The organism is Polaromonas sp. YR568 (genome assembly GCF_943372955.1).
In the GTDB taxonomy this organism is placed as follows: Bacteria; Pseudomonadota; Gammaproteobacteria; order Burkholderiales; family Burkholderiaceae_C; genus Polaromonas.
On record NZ_CALSAL010000001.1, the window covers coordinates 320035 to 345368 of the forward strand.

General features: G+C 61.9%; 19 protein-coding genes and 3 tRNA genes. 14 read left to right on the top strand and 8 right to left on the bottom strand.

Annotation, left to right across the window (positions count from 1 at the left end):
- Window positions 1–43: 43 nt before the first annotated feature.
- From AAG793_RS01500 to dctP, 3 genes are read right to left on the bottom strand one after another with little or no spacing between them, the layout of a single operon-like run.
- Window positions 44–1369 carry a TRAP transporter large permease subunit gene (locus AAG793_RS01500; protein ID WP_341903064.1) on the bottom strand — a complete coding sequence of 442 codons (1326 nt, stop codon included), beginning with the start codon at window positions 1367–1369 and terminating at the stop codon, window positions 44–46.
- Window positions 1362–1886, bottom strand: coding sequence for a TRAP transporter small permease subunit (locus AAG793_RS01505; protein ID WP_341903067.1), 525 nt, complete (start codon window positions 1884–1886; stop codon window positions 1362–1364). Before AAG793_RS01505 ends, AAG793_RS01500 begins: the two co-directional genes overlap by 8 nt.
- 14 nt (window positions 1887–1900) lie before the next feature.
- The gene (dctP, locus tag AAG793_RS01510) at window positions 1901–2992 is read right to left on the bottom strand and encodes a TRAP transporter substrate-binding protein DctP (protein WP_341903070.1); all 1092 of its coding nucleotides are present in this window, start codon (window positions 2990–2992) and stop codon (window positions 1901–1903) included.
- Between the two features lie 703 nt (window positions 2993–3695).
- Between dctP and tig the strand changes: the two genes are divergently transcribed.
- The 8 genes from tig (at window position 3696) to AAG793_RS01550 (ending at window position 10885) form a co-directional block, all read left to right on the top strand.
- A complete protein-coding gene (gene tig / locus AAG793_RS01515; protein WP_341903073.1) occupies window positions 3696–5006 on the top strand; it encodes a trigger factor in 1311 nt (436 codons plus the stop codon).
- Between the two features lie 130 nt (window positions 5007–5136).
- Entirely contained in the window at window positions 5137–5781 is a 645-nt protein-coding gene (gene clpP / locus AAG793_RS01520) for an ATP-dependent Clp endopeptidase proteolytic subunit ClpP (RefSeq protein WP_341905345.1), read from the top strand.
- A 133-nt stretch (window positions 5782–5914) separates the two neighbouring features.
- Window positions 5915–7180: an ATP-dependent Clp protease ATP-binding subunit ClpX gene (gene clpX, locus AAG793_RS01525; protein ID WP_341903075.1), complete on the top strand. Its 1266-nt coding sequence runs from the start codon at window positions 5915–5917 to the stop codon at window positions 7178–7180.
- A gap of 120 nt (window positions 7181–7300) precedes the next feature.
- On the top strand, window positions 7301–9730 hold the full coding sequence (gene lon, locus AAG793_RS01530) for an endopeptidase La (protein ID WP_341903078.1): 2430 nt from the start codon (window positions 7301–7303) through the stop codon (window positions 9728–9730).
- A gap of 62 nt (window positions 9731–9792) precedes the next feature.
- Window positions 9793–9868 (top strand) — tRNA-Gly (locus tag AAG793_RS01535).
- A 97-nt stretch (window positions 9869–9965) separates the two neighbouring features.
- A tRNA-Cys gene (locus AAG793_RS01540) sits at window positions 9966–10039 on the top strand.
- 69 nt (window positions 10040–10108) lie between these two features.
- Window positions 10109–10200: transfer RNA gene (locus AAG793_RS01545), tRNA-Leu, on the top strand.
- Between the two features lie 52 nt (window positions 10201–10252).
- A complete protein-coding gene (locus AAG793_RS01550; RefSeq protein WP_341903081.1) occupies window positions 10253–10885 on the top strand; it encodes a DUF6806 family protein in 633 nt (210 codons plus the stop codon).
- Window positions 10886–10905: 20 nt separating this feature from the next.
- Here AAG793_RS01550 and AAG793_RS01555 read toward each other — a convergent pair whose 3' ends face one another.
- Window positions 10906–11604, bottom strand: a complete 699-nt coding sequence (locus AAG793_RS01555; protein ID WP_341903084.1) for a TetR family transcriptional regulator — start codon at window positions 11602–11604, stop codon at window positions 10906–10908.
- A gap of 175 nt (window positions 11605–11779) precedes the next feature.
- Here AAG793_RS01555 and AAG793_RS01560 point away from each other — a divergent pair, with 175 nt between their 5' ends.
- The 3 genes from AAG793_RS01560 to AAG793_RS01570 are packed head-to-tail and all read left to right on the top strand — an operon-like array spanning window position 11780 to window position 17765.
- Window positions 11780–13081, top strand: coding sequence for an efflux RND transporter periplasmic adaptor subunit (locus AAG793_RS01560; protein WP_341903087.1), 1302 nt, complete (start codon window positions 11780–11782; stop codon window positions 13079–13081).
- Between the two features lie 12 nt (window positions 13082–13093).
- Complete coding sequence (locus tag AAG793_RS01565; RefSeq protein ID WP_341903090.1) at window positions 13094–16282, top strand: efflux RND transporter permease subunit; 3189 nt, start codon at window positions 13094–13096, stop codon at window positions 16280–16282.
- Window positions 16275–17765: an efflux transporter outer membrane subunit gene (locus AAG793_RS01570; protein ID WP_341903093.1), complete on the top strand. Its 1491-nt coding sequence runs from the start codon at window positions 16275–16277 to the stop codon at window positions 17763–17765. Before AAG793_RS01565 ends, AAG793_RS01570 begins: the two co-directional genes overlap by 8 nt.
- A 31-nt stretch (window positions 17766–17796) precedes the next feature.
- Here AAG793_RS01570 and murI read toward each other — a convergent pair whose 3' ends face one another.
- On the bottom strand, window positions 17797–18633 hold the full coding sequence (gene murI / locus AAG793_RS01575) for a glutamate racemase (protein WP_341905348.1): 837 nt from the start codon (window positions 18631–18633) through the stop codon (window positions 17797–17799).
- Window positions 18634–18635: 2 nt separating this feature from the next.
- The gene (locus AAG793_RS01580; RefSeq protein WP_341903096.1) at window positions 18636–20189 is read right to left on the bottom strand and encodes a fumarate hydratase; all 1554 of its coding nucleotides are present in this window, start codon (window positions 20187–20189) and stop codon (window positions 18636–18638) included.
- Window positions 20190–20314: 125 nt separating this feature from the next.
- On the opposite strand from AAG793_RS01580, the gene fumC reads away from it, so the two are divergent.
- Window positions 20315–21724 (top strand): class II fumarate hydratase, encoded by a 1410-nt coding sequence (fumC, locus tag AAG793_RS01585; RefSeq protein WP_341903099.1) that lies wholly within the window; start codon window positions 20315–20317, stop codon window positions 21722–21724.
- Between the two features lie 51 nt (window positions 21725–21775).
- Here fumC and AAG793_RS01590 read toward each other — a convergent pair whose 3' ends face one another.
- A complete protein-coding gene (locus AAG793_RS01590) occupies window positions 21776–22378 on the bottom strand; it encodes a TIGR00645 family protein (RefSeq protein WP_341903102.1) in 603 nt (200 codons plus the stop codon).
- Between the two features lie 172 nt (window positions 22379–22550).
- On the opposite strand from AAG793_RS01590, the gene acs reads away from it, so the two are divergent.
- Window positions 22551–24548 carry an acetate--CoA ligase gene (gene acs / locus AAG793_RS01595; protein ID WP_341903104.1) on the top strand — a complete coding sequence of 666 codons (1998 nt, stop codon included), beginning with the start codon at window positions 22551–22553 and terminating at the stop codon, window positions 24546–24548.
- A gap of 89 nt (window positions 24549–24637) precedes the next feature.
- Here the strand turns inward: acs and AAG793_RS01600 are convergent, their stop codons facing one another.
- Entirely contained in the window at window positions 24638–24952 is a 315-nt protein-coding gene (locus AAG793_RS01600) for a c-type cytochrome (RefSeq protein WP_341903106.1), read from the bottom strand.
- A gap of 136 nt (window positions 24953–25088) precedes the next feature.
- Here AAG793_RS01600 and AAG793_RS01605 point away from each other — a divergent pair, with 136 nt between their 5' ends.
- Window positions 25089–25331 carry a TIGR04438 family Trp-rich protein gene (locus AAG793_RS01605; protein ID WP_341903109.1) on the top strand — a complete coding sequence of 81 codons (243 nt, stop codon included), beginning with the start codon at window positions 25089–25091 and terminating at the stop codon, window positions 25329–25331.
- The last annotated feature ends 3 nt before the right edge of the window (window positions 25332–25334 follow it).

Genomic DNA, 25334 nt, shown 5'->3' on the forward strand with positions numbered 1-25334 from the left:
GTCCTCCCCTTCGGCGTTTTGGATTCAACCCGGAGTGATCGACTCACCAGCCAATCGCCTTGGGAAGCCAGAGCGAGATTTGCGGGTAGTAGAACACCAGGCCCAGTGTGATGGCCTGCATGACCAGGAAGGGCACCACGCCTTTGTAGATGTCCTTGATGGTCACCTCGGGCGGGGCCACCCCCTTCAGGTAAAAAAGTGCCCAGCCGAACGGCGGCGTCAGGAATGACGACTGCAGGTTGACGGTGATCAGCATGGCCAGCCAGACCGGGTCCACTCCCTGGGCCAGCAGTACGGGCAGGAACAGTGGCACCGCGATGTAGCTGATTTCGATCCATTCAATGAAGAACCCGAGAACGAAGATCAACGCCATCATGAACCAGATGTCGCTGTTGACGCCACCGGGCAGCCACTCAAACATCTTGGTGATCATGTCTTCGCCATGCAACCCACGGAAGGCGAGGGCGAAGACCTGAGCCATCATCAGGATGAACATCATGACCGCGGTAATTTTGGCGGTCTCCAGAGCCACTTGCTTGAGCACGTCGAACTTGAATCGGCCGGAAGCTATGGTTATCAGCACAGCGCCCACCGCACCCATCGATGCCGCTTCCGTGGGGGCTGCAACGCCGCCAACAATGGATCCGAGTACCGCAACCACCAGCAGGATGGGAGGCACCACGACTTTCCAGAACCGAATCCAGAGTTCGCGGCGACTGACACCGTCCCTTTCGGCTTGGGGAATCGGCGGCATCAGGTCGGGCTTGATCATGCCCAGCACCAGCAGAAAGATGATGTACACGCCCGACAGCAGCAGGCCCGGGCCCACTGCTGCAGCGAACAGCGTGCCGACGGAGAGCTGCATGATGTCCGACAGCAGGATCAGGATCAGGCTGGGCGGAATGATCTGCCCGAGCGTGCCCGACGCGCAGATGGCACCACACGCAATGCTCTTGTTGTAGCCGCGCTTGATCAGCGTGGGCAGGCTCAACAAGCCCAGTGTGATGACCGTAGCACCGACGATGCCGGTGGTGGCACCCATCAGCACGCCGAACAGGATGATGCCCACACCCATGCCGCCGCGTACGCCACCGGCGATGTGGCCCATGACGTCGAGCAGGTCGTCGGCCAGCCGTGACTTTTCCAGCATGACGCCCATGAAGACGAAGAGCGGAATCGCCATCCACTGGTAACCGGCGACGATGCCGTACACGCGTGCCGGGAGCAGGTTGAAGAGCGAGTCTCCGAAGCCGATATAGCCAAAGACAAAGCCGACGGTCGCCAGCGTGGTGGCCACCGGCACGCCCAGCATCAGCATTCCGAAGAATGCCGCGAGCATCATCAGGGCAAGGGTTTGCGGCTCAAACATGGCTGGACTTTCCTTGCTGCGCACGGTCGCGCAGAAGCTTCAGCAAGGCGCCGAAGGATTGCAGGGCCAGCAGGCTGTAACCCAGCGGAATCAGGCTTTTGATAACCCATCGGTACGGAATGCCCCCCGGGTCGGCGGACTTCTCGGAGATGGACCACGACTGCATGACGTAGGGCAACGACAGCTTGACGAACAGGATCGCCACAAGCAGTATCAACACCGTCGACAGCACATCCACCGCGAACTTCATGCGTGGCGAAAAGTCCGCATAGAACAGGTCCACGCGGACGTTGTCGCCGCGCTGGATGGCATAGCTCATGGCCAGCAGAATGAGTGCCGACAAGAGGTGCCATTCCAGCTCCTGCGCCCACACCGAGCCGAAGCTCAGCGTGTAGCGCAGCACCACATTGGTCGCCACCAGGCCAATCATGGCCAGTGCAATCCAGAGTGTGGCTTTACCGGTCCGATCGATCAGCGACTCAATTCCGTTGATTGCGACTGACATCGCTTTCGTCATGCCGGCGCTCCCGTTCAGCCGCGGACTTTGATGTGGTACGCCTCTTCGCTGACCTCAGACCAGCGGTCGAACTTGGCCTTGAACGAGAAGTAGGAGTCGTGCACTTTCTTGGTCAATGGGTCCTTGGCAACCGCTTCGGCCAACACCTTCTCCGTCTCGGCCCGCAGGGCCTTGACCACTGAATCAGGCAACGGTTTGGCAATCACCTTCTGGTTCTTGATGAGGTCTTCCATCGCCTCGGAGTTGGCCTTCTGGCACCAGCCTTCGCTGATGACGTTACAGGCTGCTGCAGCGTTGCTGACGATGGCCTTCAGATCGGCCGGCAGCTTGTCCCATGCTGCCTTGTTGATCAGCAACTCGGACACCGTGGCCGACTCGTGCCAGCCGGTGGTGTAGTAGTACTTGGCGGCCTTGTGCAGTCCGAGGCGCCGGTCCTGGAAGGGGCCCACGAACTCGGCGGCGTCGATCACACCGCGCTCCAGCGCAGGGAAGATTTCGCCGCCCGGCAGCACTTTGACGTCGACGCCGAGATTGGCGTACACCTTGCCGGCCAGGCCGGGAATGCGCATCTTCAGGCCCTTGAAGTCGGCGACGGAGTTGATTTCCTTCTTGAACCAGCCCGTCATCTGCACGCCGGTGTTGCCGCAGGGCATGGCCACCATGCCGAACGGTGCATACACCTCGTTCCACAGATCAATGCCGCCGCCGTCATACAGCCAGCCGTTCATGCCCTGGAAGTTCATGCCGAACGGCACCGCTGTGAAGTACTGAGCGGCGAAGGTCTTGCCGGTCCAGAAGTAGCTGTTGGCGTGGTTCATTTCCACGGTGCCCGCGCGCACCGCATCGAAGCCCTCGAAGGCCGGGATCAGTTCGCCGGCGCCAAACACCTGGATGTTCAGGCGACCGTCCGACATCTCGCGGATGCGTTTGGCCAGATCGGTCGCGCTGCCGGGGCCATCCATATAGAAAGGTGAGCCCTTGCCGTAGGCGCTGGTCATCTTCCAGTTGAGGACGGTCTTGGTTTGTGCACGGGCAATGGCGGGCGCGCCCAGTACGCCGCCAGCGACGGCAGCACCAGTGATGAAATTTCGGCGGATCAGCGTCATGAGGGAACTCCTGTTGCGTTGGTGAGAGTAACGGTCTGCAAACTGCCGTTTGTCAGCCGGGCAGCGCCGCACCTAGGCAAGCCTTATGCCATCCACTTTTTTCAAAAGTCGTGTATCCACAAAAGTTTTGACGCATTTCCTCCTTCAACACCACCATCTGGAGACTTTGGGGCGTCGCTGGTGCGCATTAAGTTGGTGCGCTTGATGGGCCCTGACATGGCCTGCCAGATGGTGGTGTTCAGCAGCCCTAGGATGGGGAACAGCCCTCAGATCGATGGCTTTTTGCCTTGATCGGTCTCGCCCCGCGGTCAATTCATGTGCATGCGAGCCGGGCAGGCGCACCATTAGGGGGTGAAGATGCTCATAATCGGCGGCTTCCAGCGATTCGTCTGGCGCGTCATGGGTGTTTTGCGATCTACCAACAGAATCTGGACGTCGCTGAGCATGTCGTGAGATGCAGATTCACGGCCTGTTTCTGGGGTTCACTGAACGCGCGCAGATCCGGGGTCGGCTGGTGGTTGACGAAGAAGCGATTGAGCGACTCGCCGGAATCAGGCAACAGCCGTGCGGTTATCGCCCTGCCGCCGACCCTGCCGGCAAACCCTTAGCCCTTAGAATACAGGGTTACCCGAAATGGAGCGCGGCGCTGCAGCCGCCGTCTGGTGCCAGCGGGGCCCCCTCATTTACATACAGAGAGAACACCATGTCCGTGAACGTTGAAACCCTCGACAAGCTCGAGCGCAAGATGACCCTGACCCTGCCCGTCAACGTCATCCAGTCCGAAGTGGACTCCCGCCTCAAGAAGATCGCCCGCACCGTCAAGATGGACGGTTTCCGTCCCGGCAAGGTGCCGATGAATGTGGTGGCCCAGCGCTATGGCTACTCGGTGCACTACGAAGTCATGAACGACAAGGTCGGTGAGGCTTTCTCGGTCGCGGCAAACGAAGCCAAGCTGCGTGTGGCTGGCCAGCCGCGCATCAGCGAAAAGGAAGGCGCCCCTGAGGGCGAACTGTCCTTTGATGCGGTGTTCGAGGTCTACCCCGACGTCAAGATTGCCGATCTGTCTGGCGCCACCGTCGAGAAGGTGAGCTCCGAAGTCAGCGACGCCGCCATCGACAAGACGCTGGACATCCTGCGCAAGCAGCGCCGCACCTTCGCCCAGCGCGCGCAGGACGCCGCTGCCCAGGACGGCGACCGCGCCACGATTGACTTCGAAGGCAAGATTGACGGCGAGCCATTCGCCGGTGGCAAGGCCGAAGACTTCCAGTTCCTGGTTGGCGAAGGTCAGATGCTCAAGGAATTCGAAGACGCCGTGCGCGGTATGAAAAGCGGTGAAAGCAAGACCTTCCCGCTGAGCTTCCCCGCCGATTACCACGGCAAGGACGTTGCCGGCAAGCAGGCTGACTTCCTGGTCACCGTGAAGAAGATCGAAGCCGCGCACCTGCCCGAAGTGAATGAAGCCCTGGCTAAATCGCTCGGCATTGCCGATGCTTCCGTTGAGGGCCTGCGCAGCGACATCCGCAAGAACCTCGAGCGCGAAGTCAAGGCGCGTCTGCTGGCCCGCAACAAGAATGCCGTCATGGACGCACTGATTGCCAGCGCCGAACTCGACCTGCCCAAATCCAGCGTGCAGGCCGAAGTCGACCGCATGATCGAAGGCGCCCGCGCCGACCTCAAGCAGCGCGGCATCAAGGACGCCGACAAGGCTCCGATTCCTGAGGATGTATTCCGTCCGCAAGCCGAGCGCCGCGTGCGTCTGGGTCTGGTGGTGGCTGAGCTGGTTCGCAGCAATGAACTGCAGGCCAAGCCCGAGCAGATCAAAGCCCACATCGACGAGCTGGCCGCCAGCTACGAGAAGCCCCAGGACGTGGTGCGCTGGTACCTGAGCGACAACCGCCGCATGGCGGAAGTCGAGGCCGTGGTGATCGAGAACAACGTGACCGAATTCGTGCTGAGCAAAGCCAAGGTCACCGAAAAATCCATCGCGTTTGACGAGCTGATGGGTCAGAACTGATCCCGAGCCATCCGGACTGACCAGTCGGTCTGATGGCGCTGAAATTGGGGCTTGTGCTTTGCAGCACAGGCCCCAAGTCATTTGGGGTGGTTATTTTCGGTACAGTACACGCATCTCTGGAGAAAACATGATGGTTCGAAACAGCATTCACGGCGGTGGCTACCAGGCTGGCGCGCAAGACATACAAGGCCTGGGCATGGTGCCCATGGTGATCGAGCAGTCCGGCCGCGGCGAGCGCTCTTATGACATTTATTCCCGCCTGCTCAAGGAGCGCGTGATTTTCCTGGTTGGTCCGGTCAACGACCAGACGGCCAACCTGGTGGTGGCCCAGCTGTTGTTTCTGGAGAGCGAGAACCCCGACAAAGACATCTCGTTTTACATCAACTCCCCTGGCGGCTCGGTCACGGCCGGTATGGCGATTTACGACACCATGCAGTTCATCAAGCCCGATGTGTCGACGCTGTGTGTCGGCATGGCGGCCAGCATGGGCGCTTTCCTGCTGTCCGCCGGCACCAAAGGCAAGCGTTTCACGCTGCCCAATTCCCGCGTGATGATTCACCAGCCCTCGGGCGGCGCGCAGGGCCAGGCGACAGACATTGAAATCCATGCCCGCGACATCCTGAAAACGCGTGACCAGCTCAACCGCATCCTGGCCGCCAACACCGGTCAGACCGTGGAGAAAATCGAGCGCGACACCGAGCGCGACTATTTCATGTTTGCCGACGAAGCCAAGGAATACGGGCTGGTCGACCAGGTGATCGCCAAGCGGCCCTGATTTCCCCCAAATCCCGGGGATTCCCCCGGCAGTTGCTCTGCAACAACGGCGTTTTCCATCGTGAAAACGCCGTTTTTTATTTGGTTATCATTGAGTGACAGTTTCCACAGGCACCTTAAAGGCATCCCCACCAATGGCCGAGAAAAAAGGCTCCTCCAGCGAGAAGACGCTGTATTGCTCCTTCTGCGGCAAAAGCCAGCATGAAGTGAAGAAACTGATCGCGGGCCCCTCGGTTTTCATCTGCGACGAATGCATTGACCTGTGCAACGAAATCATCCGTGATGAGTTGCCCGCCGGCACCGACGTCAACGAGGCGCGCAGCAGCCTGCCAACCCCCTCGGAAATCAAGGCCACGCTCGATGGTTACGTCATCGGCCAGGAGCCAGCCAAGCGCACGCTGGCCGTGGCAGTCTACAACCACTACAAGCGCTTGCGTCACCGCGAAAAGGCCAAGAAAGACGACGTCGAGCTCACCAAGAGCAACATCCTGCTGATCGGCCCCACAGGCTCTGGCAAGACGCTGCTGGCGCAAACGCTGGCCCGCACCCTTAATGTGCCTTTCGTGATGGCCGACGCCACCACGCTGACCGAAGCCGGCTATGTGGGCGAAGACGTCGAGAACATCATCCAGAAGCTGCTGCAAAGCTGCAACTATGAAGTCGAGCGCGCCCAGCAGGGCATTGTGTACATCGACGAGATCGACAAGATTTCCCGCAAGTCCGACAACCCGTCCATCACCCGTGACGTGTCGGGCGAGGGCGTGCAGCAGGCCTTGCTCAAGCTGATTGAAGGCACCATGGCGTCGGTGCCACCGCAGGGCGGTCGCAAGCATCCCAACCAGGATTTTCTCCAGGTCGACACCACCAATATCCTGTTCATCTGCGGAGGCGCTTTTGCCGGCCTGGAAAAGGTCATTGAAAACCGCACCGAAGCATCAGGCATCGGCTTTGGCGCCGCAGTGCGCAGCAAGAAGGCCAAAACCCTGACCGATGCCTTCAAGGAAGTCGAGCCGGAAGACCTCATCAAGTTTGGCCTGATTCCCGAACTGGTGGGCCGCATGCCGGTGGTCGCGACGCTGGCAGAACTGAGCGAAGACGCGCTGGTCCAGATTCTCACCGAGCCCAAGAATGCCGTCGTCAAGCAGTTCAGCAAGCTGTTGTCGATGGAGGGCGTGGACCTCGAAATCCGTCCGTCAGCCCTCAAGGCCATCGCCCGCAAGGCGCTGGCCCGCAAGACGGGTGCGCGGGGATTGCGTTCCATCCTCGAGCAGTCGCTGATTGACACCATGTTCGATCTGCCGAATGCCAGCAATGTCGACAAGGTTGTGGTGGATGAGTCCACAATCGAAGAAAACAAACCGCCGCTTCTGGTGTACCGCGAAGCCGCAAAAAAAGCCTGAACATGAGGGAGAGGGCAGAGCCGCTTGCCTTGAAAAGCGGTATGCGTGCCCCCAGTCTGAAAAAGACAGAGCTCTTCCTGATCCGACCCTTGGTCGTCTCGTCCCACGTTTAAGGTTTATATGTCCGGACAAACCGCCTTGCCATCTTCCCCCATCGACCTGCCGCTGCTGCCATTGCGGGATGTTGTGGTGTTTCCCCACATGGTCATCCCGCTGTTCGTGGGGCGACCCAAGAGCATCAAGGCGCTGGAGTCGGCGATGGAAGCCGAGCGCCGCATCATGCTGGTGGCACAAAAAGCCGCCGCCAAGGACGAGCCCTCGGTCGAGGACATGTTCGAAGTCGGCTGCGTGGCCACGATTCTGCAGCTCCTCAAGCTGCCCGACGGCACCGTGAAGGTGCTGGTCGAAGGCCAGCAGCGCGCCCGCGTCAACAGGATTGAAGAAGGCGAGCACCACTTTTCGGCAAACGTCACGCCGGTGGATGTGGCGGTACTTGCCGCCGGTGACAAGAGCAGCGAGATCGAGGCCCTGCGCCGTGCCGTGATGCAGCAGTTTGACCACTACGTCAAACTCAACAAGAAGATTCCGCCGGAAATCCTGACCTCGATTTCCAGCATCGACGACGCCGGCCGTCTGGCCGACACAATTGCCGCGCACCTGCCGCTCAAGCTTGATGCCAAGCAGGTCATCCTGGACCTCGACAACGTCAAGTCGCGGCTCGAGAACCTCTATGAGCAGCTTGAACGCGAAGTCGACATCCTGAATGTCGACAAGAAGATCCGCGGCCGAGTGAAGCGCCAGATGGAGAAAAACCAGCGCGACTTTTACCTCAACGAACAGGTCAAGGCCATCCAGAAGGAACTGGGCGAAGGCGAAGAGGGCGCGGACATCGAGGAGATCGAGAAAAAGATCAAGACCGCCAAGATGCCGCAGGAAGCGCGCAAGAAGGCCGAGAGCGAACTGAAAAAGCTCAAGCTGATGTCACCGATGTCGGCAGAGGCGACTGTGGTGCGCTCCTACATCGATGTGCTGACCAGCCTGCCGTGGAGCAAGAAGACCAAGATCAAGCACGATCTGGGCAATGCCGAGAACGTGCTCAATGAAGACCACTATGGCCTCGAGAAGGTCAAGGATCGCATCGTGGAATACCTCGCGGTTCAGCAGCGTGTGGACAAGCTCAAGGCCCCCATCCTGTGCCTCGTGGGCCCTCCTGGCGTGGGCAAGACCTCGCTGGGCCAGTCGATTGCCAAGGCCACCGGCCGCAAGTACGTGCGCATGGCGCTGGGCGGCATGCGCGATGAGGCGGAGATCCGCGGTCACCGCCGCACCTACATCGGCGCGCTGCCGGGCAAGGTGCTGCAGAGCCTGACGAAAGCCGGTACCCGCAACCCGCTGTTCCTGCTCGACGAGATCGACAAACTGGGTACGGATTTCCGTGGGGATCCTTCCAGCGCGCTGCTGGAGGTGCTGGACCCGGAGCAGAACCATACCTTTGGCGATCACTACGTCGAAGTGGACTTCGACCTCAGCGACGTGATGTTTGTCGCCACCTCGAACTCGATGAACATCCCGCCAGCGCTGCTGGACCGCATGGAGGTGATTCGCCTCTCGGGTTACACCGAAGACGAAAAGACCAGCATTGCCATGCGCTACCTGCTGCCCAAGCAGGTCAAGAACAACGGCGTGAAAGAGGGCGAGCTGGAAGTGCAGGAGCAGGCGGTGCGCGACATCGTGCGCTACTACACCCGCGAAGCCGGCGTGCGTTCGCTCGAGCGAGAGCTGTCCAAGATCTGCCGCAAGGTCATCAAGGGCATCCAGCTCGGCAAGATGACGCCCAAGGTCGTGGTCACACCGGACAACCTGAATGATTTTCTGGGCGTTCGCAAATTCAACTATGGCCGTGCCGAGCAACAGAACCAGGTCGGCCAGGTGGTCGGACTGGCATGGACGGAAGTTGGTGGTGACCTGCTCACCATCGAGGCGGCCATCATGCCCGGCAAAGGGGTCATCACGCGCACCGGCTCGCTGGGCGATGTGATGAAAGAGTCCGTGGAAGCGGCCCGTACTGTGGTGCGTAGCCGTGCCAAGGTGCTGGGCATCAAGGACGAGATGTTCGAGAAACGCGACATCCACATCCACGTGCCCGACGGCGCCACGCCCAAGGATGGCCCCAGTGCCGGCGCTGCGATGACGACGGCGTTTGTCTCCGCGCTGACCGGCATTCCGGTGCGCGGCGATGTGGCCATGACCGGCGAGATCACGCTGCGCGGAGAAGTGACGGCCATTGGTGGCCTCAAGGAAAAGCTGCTGGCAGCCCTGCGCGGCGGCATCAAGACCGTGCTGATTCCCGAAGAGAATGCCAAGGACCTGCAGGAGATTCCCGACAACGTGAAGAGCGGTCTCGAGATCGTTCCGGTGAAATGGATCGATCAGGTGCTGCAGGTCGCGCTGGAGCGGCAGCCCGTGCCGCTGCCCGACGAAGAGCCCGCCGTGGCTGCGCCTGCGGGTGTGGTGGCGCCTGCCGATGTGGCGGGTACCGTCAAACATTGATCAATTTTTTGAGCACCTCGATCAAGGCGTAAAAAAATGCGCTATAATTTGAGGCTGTAATCGCGGGAGTAGCTCAGTTGGTAGAGCGCAACCTTGCCAAGGTTGAGGTCGAGAGTTCGAGACTCTTCTCCCGCTCCAATTCAAAGGGCAGCACTTCAAAATGCTGTCCTTTTTCATTGGAACGAACACAAAGGTTGGATGATGCCTCAGGCGCCATCCGCCCAGCAAAAGATACGGCGCGGTAACAAAGCGGTTATGTACCGGATTGCAAATCCGAGTAGGTCGGTTCGACTCCGGCCCGCGCCTCCATCCCAACACAGCCGCGTATGCCGCACGGGGTTCTTGTCTGACAATACCCGCTGGGGTTGCGACGCTCAGGCCTGAGTGGTGGAATAGGTAGACACAGCGGACTTAAAATCCGCCGCTTCGTGAAAACGGGCGTACCGGTTCGATTCCGGTCTCAGGCACCACCCGGCTGATTTGCCCGCGGTTGCCCTCCCGAAAATGGGTAAGATAAATTACATGGCCCGCTACAACACCCCCTTCGAGATTCACGTGCACGGCGAAGTGCCGTTGCGCGACGATGTCACGTTCGAGCAGCTCCAGGAAGCTCTGAAGCCGCTGTGGAAGTACGCCGGCTCGAAGTCACTCGCAGCGGGCGCCGCCAGCGCCTACGAGGAAGAACCGGGCATCCGCTTTGACAGCCCGGCACACCTGCTGCAGATGTGCTGGACGGTACCGGGTGACGAGGATTTCCGCCAGGCGCTTGATGAAATGTGCATGGGCCTGAACGACCTGGCGGTGGCGGGCGCACCGATCGAGGTGACGTTCTACGACTCCGACTTCGACGATGAAGACGACGCGCAGGAAGGCGAGGCGCGTGACGACTTCGCGATGTATTTCGTCGGCCCCACTCCCGCAGCCATCATGCAGGTCCAGCGCGATTTGCTGGTGCAAGACATGATTGGCCTGATGGAGCGGCACTTTGACGGATCGGAGCTTGGCGAAGTGGTGGCTGCCGTCGACAGGCTGTTCGAGAGCCGTTTTGACGCGCTGGCCAGTTCGCTGCAGCTGGGCAAGCCGCCGCGTGGTTTGGGCGGGCCGCAGGGTGGTTCCGGCCACGGTGGTGGCCGCAAGCCGCGTCATTTGCACTAGACTTCGGCCCGGTCGTGCACTCAGGGCTTCGGCCTTCTTGAGGTCACCGGCGCAGCCGCTGGGGTATCGCCAAACTCCCAGTCAAGTCCCAAGCCTTTCAGATACACCATCAGCGTGGATTCCCCGACCGCCAGCAGGTCGAAGGCCTCCGGCTGCAGCAACCAGTTCTGGATCAGGCCATCCAGCAGCGCGTGCAGGCCGCGTGCCGCGACCTCGGTTGACACGCCAGGGTGGATGCGGTCCCGCCCCATCGCCACACGCATGCTCTGCTCAATCCGGCTCAGGAATCCGTCGCGGACTCTGAGATGCCTTGCACGCACCGCCTGCAGCTCTTCAACGTATTCGACTTTCTGTGTGGCCACCTCAAGCACCCGCCGCGTCTGACTGTCGGTGGCAATCTGGTTCAGGGCATTGAGCGTGGCCAGCCGGATGAGGCTGATCGCATCGCGGCCAGCATGCAGTTCATCCACGCTTGCGTCGCAAGGCTCCGCTGGCTTGAACGACTCTTCCATCGGCAGCGTGACCCGTTCCATCATCGCGTTGAACAGGTCGGCCTTGTCCTTGAAGTGCCAGTACACCGCGCCGCGCGTCGTGCCCGCACGGCGTGCGATGTCCTGCAGGCTGGTGCGCGAAACCCCCTGCATCTGAAACAGGTGCTCTGCAGCGTCCAGCAGCCGGTGTCGGGTGGCCTGCGCCTCTTCCTTCGTTCGACGTACCACGCCGTGTCTCCTCGCAACAGTGCAGCAGTGCGCTTGCTTGTCGTTATACATTCACAAATGTATGTAAACTATAGCAGCCGCAGAATACACAGTTCCTTCTTTGTCGGTCTGCTTGACGCATGTCAATGACTGATGGCTCTGCTTTTGCGCCCACCCCAGAAATTTGAGGAACAGCATGCCCAAGTCTTGCGTCGGCCATCCGGTCGTGTCACCCACCCATCTTTTTGTCCTGCCGCGCGCTGGCCGGTTGGCTGCACTCGTCGCAGTGTCTGTGGTTTTGGTTGCTTGCGGCAAGAGCGGCGGCGCTCCCGGAGCCCCGCCGCCACCCGCATCGGTGGGTGTCGTGGTGGTCAAGCCCGGCGATGTGGGGCTGGTGACCGAGTTACCGGGCCGGCTGGAGGCCTCGCGCATTGCGCAAGTGCGTGCGCGTGCGGCGGGCATTTTGCAAAAGCGGCTGTTCCGGGAAGGAAGCGACGTGAAGGCCGGGCAGGCCCTGTTCGCGATTGACCCTGCGCCTTACGCTGCAGCCTTGGCGAGTGCCAGGGCCGGTCAAGCTCGTGCGGAAGCCAACCTCGCGCAGGCCTCTGCACTGGCCGAGCGCTACAAGCCTCTGGTGGAAGCCAATGCCATCAGCAAGCAGGAATTTGCCAACGCGGTCGCGGCGCAAAAGCAGGCCGAAGCGGATGTGGCGTCTACGCGTGCCAATGTGCAGACAGCCAGCATCAATCTGGGCTACGCATCGGTGACGTCGCCCATTTCCGGCCGCATTGGTCGTGCGCTGGTGACCGAAGGCGCATTGGTCGGGCAGGGCGAGGCAACACAGCTTGCCGTGGTTCAGCAGATCAACCCGATGTATGTGAACTTCACGCAGTCGGCCTCAGAGGTGATGAAGCTGCGCGCCGCCATGGACGCCGGTCAGTTCAAGCGGGCCAGCGGCGCCGAGGCGGCCAGCGTGCGGATCGTGCTGGAAGACGGGACCGAATACGCCCGCCCCGGCAAGCTGCTGTTTTCTGATTTGACGGTGGATGCCACGACGGGCCAGGTCACCCTGCGTGCCGAAGTGCCGAACCCGGACGGCCAGCTATTGCCGGGTCTGTATGTGCGCGTGCGCCTGGAGCAGGCCCAGGCCTCGAACGCCATCACCCTGCCCCAGCAGGCCGTGACCCGCACCGCCCAGGGCGACAGTGTGATGGTGGTCTCGCCTGAGGGCAAGGTTGCCTCGCGGCCTGTGAAGATCGGCTCCGCCAAAGGCGGGCAGTGGGTGGTTCTCGATGGCCTGAAGGACGGCGAGCAGGTGATGGTCGATGGCTTCCAGAAGCTGCAGCCTGGCGCTACGGTCAAACCGGTGCCGTGGCAGCCGCCGTCGGCGGCGGGGGCGCCCGCAGCTACGGCATCGGCGCCAGCTGCTTCTGCTGCTTCGGCAGGTGCGTCCAGCCCCACTGCTCCGGCCTCTGCAGCCTCTGCGGCCGCGAAGTAAGGAGGCCTGCGCATGGCCAAATTTTTCATTGATCGCCCGATCTTTGCATGGGTGATTGCGCTGTTCATTCTGGTGATGGGCTCGGTGGCGATCACGCAGCTGCCGATCTCGCAATACCCGCCGGTGGCACCGCCAGCGATTGTGGTGTCGGCCAGCTACCCCGGTGCATCGGCCACCACACTGGAAGAAAGCGTGCTCGGTGTCATCGAGCGCGAAATGAACGGCACGCCCGGGCTGATCTACATGGAGGCAGTGGCACAAGCCAACGGCACCGGCAACATCACGCTGAGCTTTGAACCGGGCACCAACCCCGATCTCGCGCAGGTGGACGTGCAGAACCGCCTTTCGCGAGCGGCGCCGCGCCTGCCGCAGGCGGTGACGCAGCAGGGCGTGCGGGTGGACAAGTCCAACGCCAACTTCCTGCTGTTCACGATTCTGTCGTCGAGCAATCCCGCCATCGATCCGGTGGCGTTGGGCGACTATGCCTCGCGCAACGTGATTCCCGAGCTGCAGCGCCTCCCGGGTATCGGTCAGGCGCAGCTCTTCGGCACCGAGCGCGCCATGCGCATCTGGATCGATCCGGCCAAGCTGGTGGGCTTTTCGCTGTCGCCGGCCGATGTGACCAACGCCATCCGCGCCCAGAACGCGCAAATCTCCTCTGGAACGATTGGCGATCTGCCCAACGTGCCTGGGCAGAGCATCAGCGCCACCGTGGTCGTCAACGGCCAGCTGTCCGGCGTGGAGCAGTTCGGGAATGTGGTGCTCAAGGCCAATACCAACGGCTCCACCGTGCGTCTCAAGGATGTGGCCCGCATCGAACTGGGCGGGCAGACTTATGCGACGTCCGCGCGCCTGAATGGCCAACCCTCCACCGGCATTGGTGTGCAGCTCACGCCGAGCGGCAACGCACTGGCTGCAGCGAAAGCCGTGCGCACCAAGATGGAGGAGCTCAAGCGCTACTTCCCGGAAGGCGTGAGCTACACCATTCCCTACGACAGCTCCGGCTTTGTGAGCCTGTCGATCCGCCAGGTCGCCGAAACGCTGGTGGAAGCCGTGGTGCTGGTGTTCCTGGTGATGTTCCTGTTCCTGCAGAACTTCCGCTACACCATCATCCCGACCATCGTCGTGCCGATTGCCCTGCTGGGCACTTTTGCGACCTTGCTGGCGCTCGGGTTCTCGATCAACGTGCTCACCATGTTCGGCATGGTGCTGGTCATCGGCATCGTGGTAGACGATGCGATTGTGGTGGTGGAAAACGTCGAGCGCATCATGAGCGAGGAGGGCTTGCCGCCGCTGGAGGCCACCCGCAAGGCAATGAGCCAGATTTCCGGCGCCATCATCGGCGTGACGGTGGTGCTGATCTCCGTGTTTGTGCCGCTGGCGTTCTTCTCGGGCTCGGTCGGCAACATCTACCGCCAGTTTGCAGCGGTGATGGTGGCGGCGATTGGTTTTTCTGCCTTCCTTGCGCTGTCACTCACACCGGCGCTGTGCGCGACCTTGCTCAAGCCGGTCGAGGCCGGTCACCACCATGAGAAGAAAGGCTTTTTCGGCTGGTTCAATCGCCGCTTCTCCAGCACCGCCAAAAGCTATGAAGGCCTGGTGGCGCGCATGCTTCAGCGTGCCAAACGCTACCTGCTCATTTACGGCGTGATCATCGGCGTGGTGGCCTTGGTCTACACGCGACTGCCCACGTCCTTCCTGCCCGCTGAGGACCAGGGCAATCTGCTGGTCAATATCCAGTTGCCGCCGGGTGCCACGCAGGAGCGCACGCGTGCCGTCATTCAGCAGGTCGAGGGGTTCATCCTCAAGCAGCCTGAAGTGCAGAGCATGGTCGGCGTGCTGGGCTTCAGTTTCTCGGGTCAGGGGCAAAACGCCGCGCTGGCCTTTGTGACGCTGAAGGACTGGTCTACGCGCACCGAGCCCTCGCAGGCGGCCGACGCGGTGGCCGGGCGCGCGTTCGGTGCGCTGTCGGGCATACGCGACGCCTTCATCTTTCCGCTCAGTCCGCCCCCCATCCGTGAACTGGGGTCGTCCAGCGGATTCAACTTCCGCCTGCAGGACCGCGCCGGTGCAGGGCGTGAGGCGCTGCTGGCGGCACGTAACCAGCTGCTCGGCATGGCCTCGAAGAGCCCGGTGCTGGCCCAGGTGCGACCGGACGGACTGGAAGACGCGCCCCAGTTGCAGATCGACATCGACCGAGACAAGGCCAATGCGCTGGGGGTGAGCTTTGAGTCGATCAACTCGGTGATCTCGGTCGCGCTGGGGTCGAGCTACGTCAATGACTTCCCCAACCAGGGCCGACTGCAGCGCGTGGTGGTGCAGGCCGATGCGCCGGCCCGCATGCAACCCGAAGACCTGCTCCGGCTCAATGCCACCAACAACCAGGGGCAGCAGGTTCCGCTGTCCGCGTTTGCCTCGACCCGCTGGGTCAAGGGGGCCATGCAGGCGATTCGCTACAACGGCTACCCTGCGGCCCGCATCAGCGGCAGTGCGGCACCCGGTTACAGCACTGGTGCCGCTATCGCCGAGATGGAAAAGCTGGCCGCGCAGTTGCCGCAAGGCTTCGGTTACGAGTGGACTGGCCTTTCGCGCGAGGAAAAGCTGGCTGGATCGCAGGCCTTCATCCTCTACGGATTTGCTATCCTCGCGGTATTTTTGTGTCTGGCGGCCTTGTACGAGAGCTGGTCCATTCCGCTGGCAGTGATTCTGGTGGTACCGCTGGGCGTGCTGGGCGTGGTGGTGGCGACCTTGCTCCGAGGATATGCGAACGATGTGTATTTCCAGGTGGGTCTCATCACCATCATCGGGTTATCGGCGAAGAACGCGATTCTGATCATCGAGTTTGCGAAAGACCTGCAGGCCACCGGCAAGAGCGTGGTCGAGTCCGCACTGGCAGCGGCACACCTGCGCTTTCGGCCCATCATCATGACCTCGTTGGCCTTCATGCTCGGCGTGCTGCCACTTGCGCTGGCTTCCGGTGCGGGTTCTGCCAGTCAGCGGGCCATCGGCACCGGCGTGATCGGCGGCATGATCACCGGCACGGTGCTGGCCGTGATTTTTGTGCCGATTTTCTTTGTGGTGGTGCGTGGCGTGTTCAAGGGCAGCGAGCGGCAGCGCGAGCGCTTTGCCGCCCATGCGCATGCGGTGGGGCTTGATGAGCCACCTGCTGCACCTCAGACGGAGGGCAAGTCTCATGGTTAACCGATTGACACGCGCAGCGCGGCCCTGTGCAGTGGCGCTGGCCTTGGGCAGTGGCCTGCTGGTGGCGGGTTGCTCGATGATCCCCGCCTACCAGCGGCCAGCTGCCCCAGTTGCTGCGGAGTTCCCCGCGGTGGCTGTTCCTGGGGCTGCAGCGAGACCGACGTCCACCGTGCCTGCAGCCGATATGGAGTGGCAGACGTTTTTCAGCGATCCGCAACTGCGCAAACTGATTGATGCGGCGCTGAACAACAACCGTGACCTGCGGATTGCGGTGCTCAACATCGAGCAGGCGAGGGCGCAATACGGCATTCGCCGTGCCGACCAGTTCCCGACGGTCAATGCCGCCCTGACCGGCTCGCGTCAACCCAATACCGCGAACGGTGGCACCAGCATCACCAGCGTGTACACCGCAGGTTTTGCCGTCACCTCGTACGAGCTGGACTTCTTCGGTCGTGTGTCCAGCCTGAAAGAGGCGGCGCTGGCGCAGTACCTGGCCACGGAAGAAGGGCGCAAAACCACGCAGATCAGCCTGATCGCCTCCGTGGCCAACACCTACCTCAGCCTGCTGGCCGATGAGGAATTGCTGGCCACCACGCGGCAGGCGCTGTCAACGCGCGAGGAATCGTTCAAGCTCAGCAAGCTGCGGTTTGACAACGGCGTCACCTCCGAGCTGGATCTGCGCCAGGCTGAGTCATTGCTCGAAGCGGCCCGCGTCTCGCTGGCCCAGCAGCTGCGCCAGCGCGCCCTGAACCAGAGCGCCTTGCAGTTGCTGGTCGGGCAGCCGCTCACCGGTGATCTGGCTGTCGTGGCGGCGCCAGGCAAGGGTCTGGCTGATGTGCCGATGATGGTCGATGTGCCTGCAGGCCTGCCGTCGGACCTGCTGACGCGCCGGCCGGATATCCGCCAGGCCGAGCAGCAATTGCTGGCGGCCAACGCCAACATCGGTGCAGCGCGTGCCGCGTTCTTCCCGAGAATTTCGCTGACAGCCACCGCAGGCAGTGCCAGCTCGCACCTTTCGGGGTTGTTCAAGGCAGGTTCCTACGGCTGGACGCTGGCACCGCAGTTGCTGCTGCCGATTTTTGACGCAGGTCGTAACCAGGCTGGCCTCGCTTCTGCCAATGCAGGCCGCGACATTGCGATTGCCCAGTATGAAAAGTCCATCCAGACCGCCTTCAAGGAGGTGTCGGATGCGCTAGCCGGCCGTGCGACGCTGGATGAGCAGTTGCGGGCCCAGCAGGCCCAGGCTGCGGCCGAGACGACGCGCTTCAAGCTGGCCGATCTTCGGTACCAGAATGGCATCGCCAGCTCGCTGGATCAGTTGGACGCGCAGCGCTCGCTGTTCGCTGCGCAACAGGCCGTGGTGCAAACCAGGCTGGCGCAGTTGCAGAGCCAGGTGACCTTGTACAAAGTGTTGGGTGGTGGCTGGAAAGAGCCACCTGAGCCGCCCCTGAATCTGCGTGCGGAGACGCAGCTCGGTCGCTGACTTGGCTGTCAGGCGTGCGGCGTAGCCAGTCTCACAGGCGCAGCGACTGAACCGGAACCTCAAGCCCCAACCAGCGGGCAGCGGCCGCCTGCAGGCGCTGTGGGTCGCCGGTGGTGATCAGCTGCACCTCACCCCGCGGAGGGGATGAAAAGTTGGTCGCGCCCTGCACAAGGTGCTTTGCCTCACGCTGCGAGAGCAGGCGCTCGGTCTGGCGGGCGATGGCATCGCCGTTGTCGAGAATCTGCACCGAGGGCGGCAACAGATCGCTCAGGTGACCGATGGCAAACGGGTAGTGGGTGCAGCCCAGTACCAGCGTGTCGATGGCCCCTGGCGCATCTCCGAAACGGCCCATCGCCTGGATGTATTCCGCGCACAGCGTGCGGGCTGCAGTGGCATGGCCAGACATGGCCTCCTGCTCAATGCTGTCGGCCAAACCGTCACAGGGCTGCAGCACGAAGGTCACCTGTTCGCCCACTGCATCCTGCAGGGCGCGGAAGCGCGAGCTGGCCAGCGTGCTGCGCGTGGCCATCACACCCACGCGGTGCGTGCGCGTGGCCAGCACGGCGGGCTTGAGCGCGGGCTCCACGCCAACGATGGGCAGCTGCGGGTGATGCTGCCGCAGCTCATCGATGGCTGCAGCGGTGGCGGTGTTGCAAGCGACCACCAGTGCCGAAATGTTCTGCGCCGCGAGGTGCGCTGCGATGGTGGCTGAGCGACGGCGCAGAAAGTCGTCGTCACGCTCGCCGTAGGGCGCATGGCCGCTGTCGGCGATGTAGATGAAGTCCTCGGCCGGTAAGCGTGCTCTGAGCGCCCGGAGCACGCTCAGGCCGCCCACGCCGCTGTCAAAAACCCCGATGGCGCGACGCAACGTCAAATGCTGGCGACAGGAATCTTCTTGAACTCACCCGTGGCAATTTTCTTCTGCCATTCCGCAGGCCCGGTGATGTGGGCGCTGGTGCCGCCGGCATCGACCGCGACTGTCACCGGCATGTCAACCACGTCGAATTCGTAAATGGCCTCCATGCCCAGGTCGGCAAAGCCCACCACCTCGGCGTGGCGAATAGCTTTGGACACGAGGTAGGCGGCGCCGCCGACAGCCATCAGATAGGCGCTCTGGTGCTTCTTGATGGACTCAATCGCCACCGGGCCGCGTTCGGCCTTGCCGACCATGGAAATCAGGCCGGTCTGCGCCAGCATCATTTCGGTGAAGCCGTCCATGCGGGTCGAGGTGGTCGGGCCGGCCGGGCCGACGGCTTCGCCTTTGACCGGATCGACCGGGCCAACGTAGTAGATGACGCGGTTAGTGAAGTCCACCGGCAGCTTTTCGCCTTTGGCGAGCATGTCGGCGATGCGTTTGTGCGCGGCGTCGCGGCCGGTCAGCATCTTGCCGTTGAGCAGCAGGGTCTGGCCGGGTTTCCAGCTGGCGACTTCGGCTTTGGTCAGCGTGTTCAGATCGACTTTCTTGCTCTTGTTGTAGTCGGGCGCCCAGTTCACATTGGGCCAGAGGTCCAGCGATGGCGGGTCGAGGTACACCGGGCCGCTGCCGTCCATCACGAAATGAGCGTGGCGGGTGGCGGCGCAGTTGGGGATCATGGCCACCGGCTTGCTCGCGGCATGGGTCGGATACATCTTGATCTTGATGTCCAGCACGGTGGTCAGGCCGCCCAAGCCTTGTGCACCGATGCCGAGGGCGTTGACCTTCTCGAACAGCTCAAGGCGCAGCTCTTCGGTCTTGCTCAGTTTGGCGCCGGATGACGATTTGGCCTGCAGTTCGTACATGTCGAGGTCATCCATCAGGCTTTCCTTGGCCATCAGCACGGCTTTCTCGGCGGTGCCGCCAATGCCGATGCCCAGCATGCCGGGCGGGCACCAGCCAGCGCCCATGGTGGGCACGGTTTTCAGCACCCAGTCGACCACCGAGTCGCCGGGGTTGAGCATCACCATCTTGCTTTTGTTTTCGCTGCCACCGCCTTTGGCCGCCACAGTGACTTCCACGGTGTTGCCGGGCACGATCTCGGTGAAGATCACGGCCGGCGTGTTGTCCTTGGTGTTCTTTCGTTCGAACTGCGGATCGGCTACGACGGACGCGCGCAGGGTGTTGTCAGGGTGGTTGTAGCCACGGCGCACCCCTTCGTTGATGGCGTCGTCCAGGCTTCCGGTGAAGCCGCCCCAGCGCACGTCCATGCCGACCTTGAGGAACACATTAACGATGCCGGTGTCCTGGCAGATCGGGCGCTGGCCGGTGGCGCTCATCTTGCTGTTGGTCAGGATCTGCGCGATCGCATCCTTGGCCGCCGGGCTCTGCTCACGCTCATAGGCGCGGGCCAGGTGGGCAATGTAGTCGGCAGGGTGGTAGTAGCTGATGTACTGCAGGGCTGCTGCGACGGATTCGATCAGGTCGGCTTGCTGGATGGTGGTGGTCATGGTGTGTCGTGAAATGGGGCAACGCCCATGGTGCAGGCGCTGCTTTTGGGAACAGCTATGCTGGAACGCGGATTTGCATCCAGCCGGTGGTTCAACCCTCTATTTTGACAGGTCAGGCAGGCCCCATGAACACCCCCACACCTACCCCTTCCACGCGCACCGAGCGCGACACCTTTGGCCCGATTCAGGTTCCTTCAGACCGCCTGTGGGGCGCCCAGACCCAGCGCTCATTGCAGAACTTCGATATTTCCGGCGAGCGCCAGCCGTTGGAGATCATCCGCGCGCTGGCGCAGATCAAGCGATCTTCTGCAAGAGTCAATCATGCGCTGGGGCTGCAGGATGCGCGCAAGACCGAGGGCATCGTCGCGGCAGCCGACGAGGTGATTGCCGGGCTGCACGCCGATGAATTCCCGCTGGTGGTCTGGCAGACCGGCTCGGGCACGCAGACCAACATGAACGTCAACGAGGTGCTGGCCAACCGCGCGAGTGAGTTGCTGGGGGGCGAGCGCGGCGATGCCCGGCTGGTGCACCCCAACGATGACGTCAACCGCAGCCAGTCGTCCAACGACGTTTTTCCCACCGCCATGCATGTCTCGGCGGTGGTGGCCATCACCGAAAAACTGCTGCCCGCGCTCGGCAAACTGCAGGCCACACTGGACGGGAAGGCGAAAGACTTTGACGGCATCGTCAAGATCGGCCGTACCCACCTGCAGGACGCCACGCCGCTGACGCTGGGCCAGGAGTTTTCAGGTTACGTGGCGCAGCTGGCGCATGGCGCCGCGCACATACGGGCGTCCCTGCCGCATCTGCATGAACTGGCGCTGGGCGGTACCGCTGTGGGCACTGGCCTGAACGCGCCCAAGGGCTATGCCGAGCAGGTGGCGGCCGAGTTGGCCGCGCTGACTGGTCACCCCTTTGTGACGGCACCCAACAAGTTCGAGGCCATGGCCTCTGCCGATGCGCTGGTGCATGCCCATGGCGCACTCAAGACACTGGCCGCCAGCCTGATGAAAATCGCGAACGACGTGCGCTGGCTGGCCAGCGGGCCCCGCAGCGGCATTGGTGAGCTGAGCATTCCCGAGAACGAGCCGGGCTCGTCGATCATGCCGGGCAAGGTGAACCCGACGCAGAGCGAGGCGCTCACGATGCTGGCGGCCCAGGTGTTTGGCAATGATGTCGCCATCAACTTTGGTGGTGCTTCGGGCAACTTCGAGCTGAATGTGTTCCGGCCCATGATCGCGCACAATTTCCTGCAAAGCGTGCGGCTGCTGGCCGATGGCATGACCAGTTTCAACGACCACTGTGCCGTGGGCATCGAGCCGAACCACGGGCGTATTGCGGAGTTGGTGCAGCGTTCCCTGATGCTGGTGACGGCGCTGAACCCGCACATCGGCTACGACAAGGCGGCCTTCATCGCCAAGAAGGCGCACAAGGAGGGCAGCAGCCTGCGCGAAGCGGCCATTGCGTCCGGGCATGTGACAGCTGAGCAGTTTGATCGCTGGGTGGTGCCTGCCGGCATGGTCGGCACGGGCTGAAGCACACCGCTGGTCAGTTGCAGGCCACCAGACCTGCCATCCACCGACGTATCAGTGCTTTTGGGCGCCGATGCTTGACATCACCTTGTCGGTGTAAGCAATCGCCAGCGCAGAGAGCAGGAATGTGATGTGGATGACGGTCTGCGCGATCAGCACACGGTCGGTGTAGTTGTCGGCGTTGATGAAAGTCTTCAGCAGGTGAATCGAGCTGATGCCGATGATGGCGGTCGCCAGCTTGACCTTCAGCACCGAGGCATTGACGTGGCTCAGCCATTCCGGCTGGTCGCGGTGACCCTCCAGGTCCATGCGGCTGACGAAGGTTTCGTAACCCCCGATGATCACCATGATCAGCAGGTTGGAGATCATGACCACATCGATCAATGCCAGCACCACCAGCATGATGACCGTCTCGTTCAGCGAGGTGACCGGTGCTGTGGTTTTGTAGCCGATGCTGGTGATGAGCGCCTGCAGCGCTGCCTGGTTACCGAAAGCAGCTTCGATCAGGTGGGCCAGTTCGACCAGGAAGTGGACGACGTACACGCCTTGGGCGGCGATCAGGCCCAGATACAGGGGCAATTGAAGCCACCGGCTGGAGAAAATCAGCCGGGGCAGCGCGCGCATTTGCTTGGGCTTGGCGTGTTCAGAGTCAGACATGTCGTGGGCTGTGCGGGGTAAATCCGTGATTCGGACCGGTTGATCGGTGGGGTGGTTTCTGAGGCATCAAGCGCATGCCAAGAAGTAATTGTAAGGTTCGCAGAAGTCAGTGGCTTGTAAGTGCAAGGCGTGACAGTAACATCCAGTCAGTGACAAGAAGGAGACACGACAGATGAGCAACCCCACGTCCAATATCGAGTCCGTGCTGGTGGAGAACCGCATTTTTCCGCCCACGCCAGCCACCGTCAAGGCAGCCCGCATTTCGGGCATGCCGGCCTATGAGGCAATGTGCGCCGAGGCCGCCAGCGACTTTCAGGGCTTCTGGGCCAGGCTGGCCCGCGACAATCTGAGCTGGAAAAAGCCCTTCAATACGGTGCTGGACGAGTCCAACGCACCGTTCTACCAGTGGTTCGCCGACGGCGAACTCAACGCGTCCTACAACTGTCTGGACCGCCATCTCGGCACCCCCACCGAGAACAAGAAGGCCATCATCTTTGAAAGCGATGACGGCAAGGTCACCAACGTCACCTACCGCGAGCTTCATGCCAGGGTCTGCCAGTTTGCCAACGTGCTGAAAGGGATGGGTATCCACAAGGGCGACCGCGTCATCATCTACATGCCGATGACGGTGGAGGGTGTGGTCGCCATGCAGGCCTGTGCACGCATTGGCGCCACGCACTCGGTGGTGTTCGGTGGCTTTTCGGCCAAGAGCCTGCAGGAGCGCATCCAGGACGCCGGCGCCGTGGCGGTGATCACCGCCAACTACCAACTGCGTGGCGGCAAGGAGCTGCCGCTCAAGGCCATCGTGGACGAGGGCATCGCCATGGGCGGCTGCGAGTCCATCAAGAACGTCATCGTCTATCAGCGCACGCCGACCGCCTGCAACATGGTGGCCGGGCGCGACAGTCTGATGCACGAACTGAGCGCCAAGGCCTCCCCCGTTTGCGAGCCTGAGTTCGTCGGCGCCGAGCACCCGCTTTTCATCCTGTACACCTCGGGCTCCACCGGCAAACCCAAGGGCGTGCAGCACAGCACCGGCGGCTATCTGCTCTGGGCCAAGCTGACGATGGACTGGACGTTTGATGTCCAGCCTTCCGACGTGTTCTGGTGCACCGCCGACATCGGCTGGATCACTGGTCACACCTATGTTGCCTACGGACCGCTGGCGGCCGGCGTGACGCAGGTGATTTTTGAGGGTGTGCCGACCTATCCAAATGCCGGACGCTTCTGGCAGATGATCGAGAAGCACAAGGTCAGCCTGTTTTACACGGCGCCGACCGCCATTCGTTCGCTCATCAAGGCCGCGGAAGCGGACGAGTCGGTGCATCCCGCACGCTCTGACCTCAGCAGCCTGCGTGTGCTGGGTTCGGTCGGCGAGCCGATCAATCCGGAAGCCTGGATGTGGTACTACAAACACGTGGGCGGCGAGCGTTGCCCCATCGTGGACACCTTCTGGCAAACGGAAACCGGCGGCCACATGATCACGCCGCTGCCGGGGGCGACGCCCCTGGTCCCGGGCAGCTGCACGCTTCCGCTGCCGGGCATCATGGCAGCGATTGTTGACGAGACGGGGAAAGACCTTCCCAACGGGGCGGGCGGCATGCTGGTCATCAAGCGTCCATGGCCTTCGATGATCCGCACCATCTGGAACGATCCGGAGCGCTTCAAGAAGAGCTATTTCCCCGAGGAAATGGGCGGCACGACCTACCTTGCCGGCGATGGCGCGGTGCGCAACATCGACAACGGCTATTTCCGCATCACCGGCCGTATCGACGATGTGCTGAATGTCTCTGGCCACCGCATGGGCACGATGGAAATTGAATCGGCACTGGTGGCGCACTCCACTCTGGTGGCGGAAGCCGCCGTGGTGGGCCGGCCGGATGATCTGACCGGTGAGGCCATCGTGGCCTTTGTGGTGCTCAAGCGCTCACGCCCGACGGGAGAGGAGGCCAAGGCAATTGCCAAGGAACTGCGCGACTGGGTCGGCAAGGAGATCGGTCCGATCGCCAAGCCGAAGGACATCCGTTTCGGCGACAACCTGCCCAAGACGCGCAGCGGCAAGATCATGCGCCGTCTGCTTCGCGGCATCGCCAAAGGCGAAGCCATCACGCAGGACACGTCCACTCTTGAGAATCCTGCAATCCTGGAGCAGTTGTCTGAGAAGCAGTAATCCAGTCGGCACAGCCATAAAAAAGCCCGTCAGATGACGGGCTTTTTTGTGTCAGGTGACCCGAGCTGGCGGGCCCGGAGCAAGTCAGATTACTTCTGACCCAGAATCCAGGTCACCAGTTTTTTTGCATCGTCTGCGGAGACTTGTGGGTTGGCTGGCATGGGAACCGGGCCCCAGACGCCTGCACCGCCCTTGATGACCTTGACTGCCAATTTATCGGCGGCGTCTTTCTGGCCCGCGTATTTGGCCGCCACGTCCTTGTAGGACGGGCCCACCAGTTTCTTGTCGACCGCGTGGCAGGCCATGCAGTTCTTGGCGGTGGCCAGTTGCGCATCGGCCATTGCAGGAGTGGCGACCATCAGGCTTGCAGTCATGGATGCCAGGGCCAGAAAAGCGAGTTTCATGAGAAGTCCTTTGGAAAAGACGAGTCCAAACGTGGATTCGGTTACAGTCATTCAACGTCATTGTAGTGAGGCTGGTTGACCTTGATTTCCCGAGGTTTCAAGCAGCCCTTATGGCCAGAAGGCCCAGGAGTCAGACATGTATTTTTTGGTGGCCGGTGTGATTGCCCTCGCATTGAAGTATCTGGAAATCGGCCCGGTGGCCGCGTGGAGCTGGTGGATCGTGTTGTCCCCATTCGCACTGGCGGTGGCGTGGTGGGCCTGGGCCGACGCATCCGGTTACACCAAGCGCAAGGAAGTCGAGAAGATGGACAAGCGCAAGCAGGACCGTATCGACAAACAGCGTGATGCGATGGGCATGTTGTCTCGCAAGCGCAAGTAAATT